Here is a 6123-nt window from a genome sequence, read left to right as displayed (position 1 = left end):
GTTGGAAAATTGAAGGGGGCTGCTCCTAGTACGAGAGGACCGGAGTGGACGAACCTCTGGTGTTCGGGTTGTCATGCCAATGGCATTGCCCGGTAGCTAAGTTCGGAATCGATAACCGCTGAAAGCATCTAAGCGGGAAGCGAGCCCTGAGATGAGTTTTCCCTGGCGCTTTAAGCGTCCTAAAGGGTTGTTCAAGACTAGAACGTTGATAGGCAGGGTGTGTAAGCGCTGTGAGGCGTTGAGCTAACCTGTACTAATTGCCCGTGAGGCTTAACCATACAACACCCAAGGGGTTTTGATGGACTCAAAACTGTTGTTTCCGCTTTAAAAAGCAGAGGCAAACAAGAACACTTGAATGAGTTTGAAGAGACAACACTTTTAATAAGCTTTCCAGATTATTTTGCCTTCAGTTTTTAAAAAAGCTGAAAGTAAAAGCAAAATTCGCTTGGCGACCATAGCATTGTGGACCCACCTGATTCCATGCCGAACTCAGAAGTGAAACACAATAGCGCCGATGGTAGTGTGGGGCTTCCCCATGTGAGAGTAGGACATCGCCAGGCTTGATTTACGTTTTCAGTTTTAAAAAACTGAAAATAAAACTAGAAACAGCACACAAGTAAGACTGATTTTAGTAACAATTTGTTGGAGGGATGGCTGAGTGGTCGAAAGCACCGGTCTTGAAAACCGGCAACCGTTAATAGCGGTTCTAGGGTTCAAATCCCTATCCCTCCACCACCATTAGAAAGCCCGCTGAGATATCAGCGGGCTTTTTTTTACATACAATCCATATTCTTCAAGTTTCTATTTGAATCCAGATTTGCGAATAAAGTTTTGCTCTTTGTTTAATAATTGCTAAGGTTTAGCGAGCGCGAGGTTTAAGCAACATCTAAAAAATCGCATGTTCTTAAGAACGATGCGATTTTTAGATGGGGTAGAGGCCGTATGACCCACCCGGTGTATACGGGCTACAGTGTCAAGTTTGAGTCTTTTGCAGTAATAACTTGTTTAATTGGTTCAGTACCGTCGTAAAACCAAATCTCTGCCAGTAAGTTTCCTTGGCTATCAGATACATTAAATTCAAAAACTGCCTTGCCATCTTGTAACGGGATAGAGACGACTTTACTTGAGTAGCTTGCTTTGTAGTTTCCAGAGCTGTCCTCTTCGAATTGCTTGTACAAACTCAAATGTGCACGTTGTATTGAAAAACTACTTATATCTACGCTTAGTGTGCTAGATTTTACCGGGCTGTAGTCAAAGCCCTGAGGCACAACTAAATCATGCATGCTTGTTGGTGCCTCATCTGATTCGACAAAAGCTACTGGAGGTGGAGTGGAACTGCCCTCATTGCTGGATCCTCCGTCAGAGCTGTCACCGCCCCCACATGCAGCCAATGCGAGAAGTACTAAGCCGATAATCATTGCAATAAAATATTTCATTTTGTCCTCTCTTTATGGCTGATTGTAAGTTTTGTTAGCGGCAGGCGATTGGTGCCAATCTTGACTTGTCGTTCCTCCGGACTCTGCCCAAACTTGGAACTCTGGGTAGGCCTCGACGATGTCAATGCGTTCAAGTGGCCACTCCCAATCTTCAACGATGAGTAGTGCCCAAGGAAGGTAGGTTGCGGTTTTAAAGTAGTTATTTGAACCGTTTAAGCTCGCGTCAACACCGATGCCGTATAAGCTGACATCGAATTGTTCCGTTGGAGCTTGCCCCGGTAAGTGAATCTCCAATGTTCGACCAGGTTGGAATGGGAGGCCTTCTCCATGATAAGTACTTGGTGTTGCGAAGATGAACGGGTCATACGGCATGTTGGTAATGGCCGAGCGATCTGAGTCTTCAGTAAAGTATATATCAAGTGAAAAATTAAACAGGGAGGCACTGGTATCACAACCCAACTCAGTTCTGAAGTAGTCACAGCCACTACTTGCGCTGGCATGAACACTCATGTCTTCGCCGATAATAAATATCGCTTCATCGGAGATAGATTCAAGACCGTTCGATGCTTGCGCTACCCCATCAAATTTCAAGACTGTTAAGGCATTCTCAATACTACTTCGAGTGATGCCTGGTAGTCGAATAGCGAACCCATTTTTATAGCTGGCACCATAGGCAGCTAACTTGCCTGAGATTTTTATAATCTCAACATGGCCGGCGAGCGTTATTTCTGTTATTTGGAGGTCCATAACAACATCATTCATGTCGTAATCCGCAGTGTAAGGCCAGTTATCCTCGTAAGCGACGGTGGCATAGCTGTCGACACTCGGGAAGTGTTCAACGGAGTAACCATTCCCTGTTATAGTAATTGGATGATCTTCGACCTCACCAGATGTTGAACCACCAGTATAGTTAAGGCCGGTTTGTTGACTAAAGCGGAACCGACTCCAACTTGAGCCTGCAGTTGCAGAATCAGATACAATAAATGGAAGAATATTGCTGCCAGCGTCAAGTAGCTTATCGGTGAAGACTTGCTCATCAGCGTCATCAAAGTCACCATCTCGGTTCCAGTCAAACCAAGCGGATAAATAGCCAGTCGTGGAAGCGGTGACCTCAATAACAGAGCTTAGGCCTGGGTCGAGGGCCGATACGAAGCCAACCCCTTCTTCATCTGCGGTGTCGACGGCATTATCATCGACTTGTCCGCCAACATCACCATCAGGTGCGACACTACCGAGGTAAGTAACACCATCAACTTCATGACGAGGGCCATTCGATGTAAGGTTCGTACTGTAGGTGTCTGGTGCATCACCAAAATCAATCGGTTCATTGGGGTCGATAATCGGAGCATTGGCACAGCGGGCACCATCGTTTTGATTGGATACAGGGCCATTAGAAACGAATTCGACTGCAGATACATTTCCTGAAGCTAGATTCGCCGCTGACAAGTCCATTCGGAAGATTTTACCATCGGAGTTACGTGACACGTATAGATTGGCTTCGACATCAAAGTAAGCTGCGCCAAAAGCGCCTGTTACACCAGTGTCACCGACCAGTGTCGTTGAGCCACTAGTTCGATCTATGCTGTAGAGACGACCGGTGTTCGTATCTACCGCGTATATGTTGCCGTTGTCGGGATGAAAAGCAAAGTCAGCTATAGTAAGTGTTGCGGTAGAGTTCACTTGGACCAGTGATAGGGTCGCATTTGGATCGCTGTCGAGTGGTGATAAATCGATTTTATAGACACCTTTATTTTTTCTGTATAAATAGTAAACGTGATCATAAACATCACCTACGAAGAAGTGATTCCCGGTGCCAAGTAAGCCTGAAACATTTAATACTTCTGCTTGAAAGTCCTGCCCCAATCGTACGACGCGGTTTTCGGTTGTATCATAGCCGTAAAGATAACGGTCGGTGAAATTAAAACCAACTGCATTGACGTTTCCTGGTATTCCCGTGTCTGATTGTAATAATACCGTCGAGCCGGTTACTAGATTAACCCCATAGATTTGAGTGGGGGTGGATTGGAATAGGTACGCTTTACTTGGACATGTATCAAACGGTGCGGCATGTGCGCTAGTCCCTAGCAAAATAGACCCGAGTAGTAATGATATTCTTCTCATGGTAATCCCCTTAACAATGTGCGTTGACTTACATGGAAAAATCATGCCATTAATAAGGTATTGAAAATAATGATTTTTTTTTGGGTTTTGTTGATTTCAGAATATGCATCTCAATATGAGTAGCAGTTTAGGAAGAAGGTTCATTAACACGCTGAATAAGGTTTCGACGAAGCAATAAAATGTCGTTTTTTAATATTCGGTATTCTATTACAGAGATACAAGGAATATTTGCTAGGTGCATTCGAAAGAGCTAGAAGGGGGTAACCTTTGTTGGCAAGACATTTTTACTCTCATACTCAGGAAATTCGACCTAATTTTCCCTACATTTCGCCACAATGTTTAGATGGCTGATAGATATCAAAAAGATGAAGCCTTATTGTTAAAAACACTAAAGCCAGTTGGTATCTACCAACTGGCTTTTCATTACTTTCAAACTAAGAGATGTTTTTATTCAATATCTGATACACAAATACTAGCATTTTCTGTCCGGTCCTCTTGGACATAACTGCCACCCAGAATATTCATATTTTTACTAATATGGCTGTTATCCACATCTCCAAGGTTACTTGTCCAATATTCAAGTTCACCATTACCGACCGGCCAACCAAAAGCGTTGCTAACATCACCTATAGTCCGCTGAATAGTCTGTAATTCTTCTTTTGAAGCTAGCCTCTTACCCGAGTCTTTACAACTAGCATCCGAATCTTGCCATGTACTTATACCCCATGAAAAACCATTTTCATAATGATAATGAAAGCGAGTATTACTTGTCATTATCTCAGATAGACTGTATTTGTGGGTTCCTAAAGTAAATGTTTTATTAAAATCGATGTTAGTGAGTTTTATAATATTACTGGTTATTTTTGTTTTATTATCACCGATGGCAAATATAGCCGCTGTACTTTGGTCATGAGAAATAGCAAATACAGTACTGCCTGATAAATGAAAAGCTTTCTCTCCTTCACCTTGTTCTAATTGCCATTTAACATTATTTGTTATGTCTAAAGAAATAGTATCACTGGATTCATTGATAGTGTACTCTCCGATCGCCTTATAAGTTCGACTCTTCTTATATGGAACAGTGTTTATAATAGGATAATTAGGATAATTATGTATTTCGGAAATTTTAATATTTTTTAGTTTTCCTGAAACAATGTTGAAATATTTTGATACCTCATAATTTGTACCATCAATTTCTGCAATAACTAATATATCGTTATGCTCTTTTTTTGGTATGAAACTATTATGACCGGTCTGTTTTAAAATACTCTCATCTGCGCTTGACCAGTCCACAAAGGACGTAATATCGGCTATCATTTCTTTGTCATATTCTTTATTGCTTGTATAATGACCGATTGCGGAAAGTGAAAATTCAATATTGTTAACCAAATTGTTTAAATTACCTGTGCCAATAATTTCAACAGATTCCAATCTGGCATCAGATATTGTCATTTCTTGTGGATTACTTTCGATATCAAACATTCTTGCAGATATAGTAGCTTTGCTTTTACCTACTTCACTATTAGCGGTAAAAACATTGCTGCCATCAGTGTTATCGAATATATCTGGTGCACTTGATACCCAGTTTACATCTTTTGTGATATCAATTTTACTTTCCTGATTATCTCTTGGGTCTTGATATACTCCAACTGCAGTAAACTCTCGGCTTGTTCCATATAAAGCGTTATTTAACTTAGTCGTACTCTCATCGTCGGAAACGGGTCTAATAATGATTTTTTTCAGCAGTTCGTCGCTGACAGTTAGAGAAATTTCATTGCTTGAAATTCCTTTAAAGTTTGCTGTTAATGTTGTGGTTCCACCAATATATCCTACAGCTCTGAATCCATTTTTTTCGGAGGGAACTTGAGCAAAACTGTCGCCTGTTTGCATCCATGAAACATAATCTGCGCCATCACGAATTGAACCATCACTCCATTTAACAATGCTATCTAGTGATGTTGAGGTTCCCATTGGCACATAAACTGATTGGTTATTATCAAAATTAAATGGTTTGACTCTAGGCGACACCGTAATCGAAACTGGATCTATTATAGAGAGTGACCAAGTTGCAATAATATTGTTTGCTTTTGCTATAATGCTTGTTTTCCCGATTTGATGTGTCTTTAATTGTGAAGGTCTATCAAAACTAGCGATATTCGTTTCACTGCTGCTCCATTGGACTGATGATGTGATATCACTCGTGCTCTTGTCGCTATAATGTCCGATTGCTCTAAATAGTAGCACTTTGTTTGACAAAGCCTCGTGAGATTCTAGGATATCTTTATGATATACCTCTTCGATGGTGATCTTTTCTAATTTTTTTGTAAGCAAATCATTCTCGTTGTCACTACTACCACCGTTCGCTCCGCCGCCCCCGCCACATGCAGTTAATGACGGAATGACAATGAATAAAATAAATATTAATGAAATAGACTTCTTAATGTTATTTTTTATGTGCTGTGAAAACATATGAAAATGGCACCTCATTGATAAATTAGAAGTGCAAATTATATGGTGATCAACTTTTGACAAGTAACAAGATAAAGACAAAAAATGACAAAAATAG

Annotated in this window: 3 protein-coding genes, 1 tRNA gene and 2 rRNA genes; 3 read left to right on the top strand and 3 right to left on the bottom strand. The window is 40.9% G+C overall.

Annotated features, from left to right (window positions below; all coding sequences use genetic code 11):
• The 3 genes from A3712_RS21700 to A3712_RS21690 form a co-directional block, all read left to right on the top strand.
• Nucleotides 1–278: ribosomal RNA gene (locus tag A3712_RS21700) — 23S ribosomal RNA — on the top strand; the annotation flags it as partial.
• A gap of 166 nt (nt 279–444) precedes the next feature.
• Nucleotides 445–560: ribosomal RNA gene (gene rrf, locus A3712_RS21695) — 5S ribosomal RNA — on the top strand.
• A gap of 84 nt (nt 561–644) precedes the next feature.
• Nucleotides 645–735 (top strand) — tRNA-Ser (locus A3712_RS21690).
• A gap of 230 nt (nt 736–965) precedes the next feature.
• Here the strand turns inward: A3712_RS21690 and A3712_RS21685 are convergent.
• From A3712_RS21685 to A3712_RS21675, 3 genes are all read right to left on the bottom strand, one after another.
• Nucleotides 966–1436 (bottom strand): hypothetical protein, encoded by a 471-nt coding sequence (locus A3712_RS21685; protein ID WP_063525005.1) that lies wholly within the window; start codon nt 1434–1436, stop codon nt 966–968.
• A gap of 12 nt (nt 1437–1448) precedes the next feature.
• Entirely contained in the window at nt 1449–3557 is a 2109-nt protein-coding gene (locus A3712_RS21680; protein ID WP_063525004.1) for an LruC domain-containing protein, read from the bottom strand.
• A 447-nt stretch (nt 3558–4004) separates the two neighbouring features.
• Nucleotides 4005–6026 (bottom strand): hypothetical protein, encoded by a 2022-nt coding sequence (locus A3712_RS21675; RefSeq protein ID WP_063525003.1) that lies wholly within the window; start codon nt 6024–6026, stop codon nt 4005–4007.
• Nucleotides 6027–6123: the final 97 nt, after the last annotated feature.

The organism is Vibrio sp. HI00D65 (assembly GCF_001635455.1).
Lineage (GTDB): Bacteria > Pseudomonadota > Gammaproteobacteria > Enterobacterales > Vibrionaceae > Vibrio.
The sequence above is the reverse complement of the archived record's forward strand: the minus strand, read 5'-3'. Positions and strand labels throughout refer to the sequence as shown.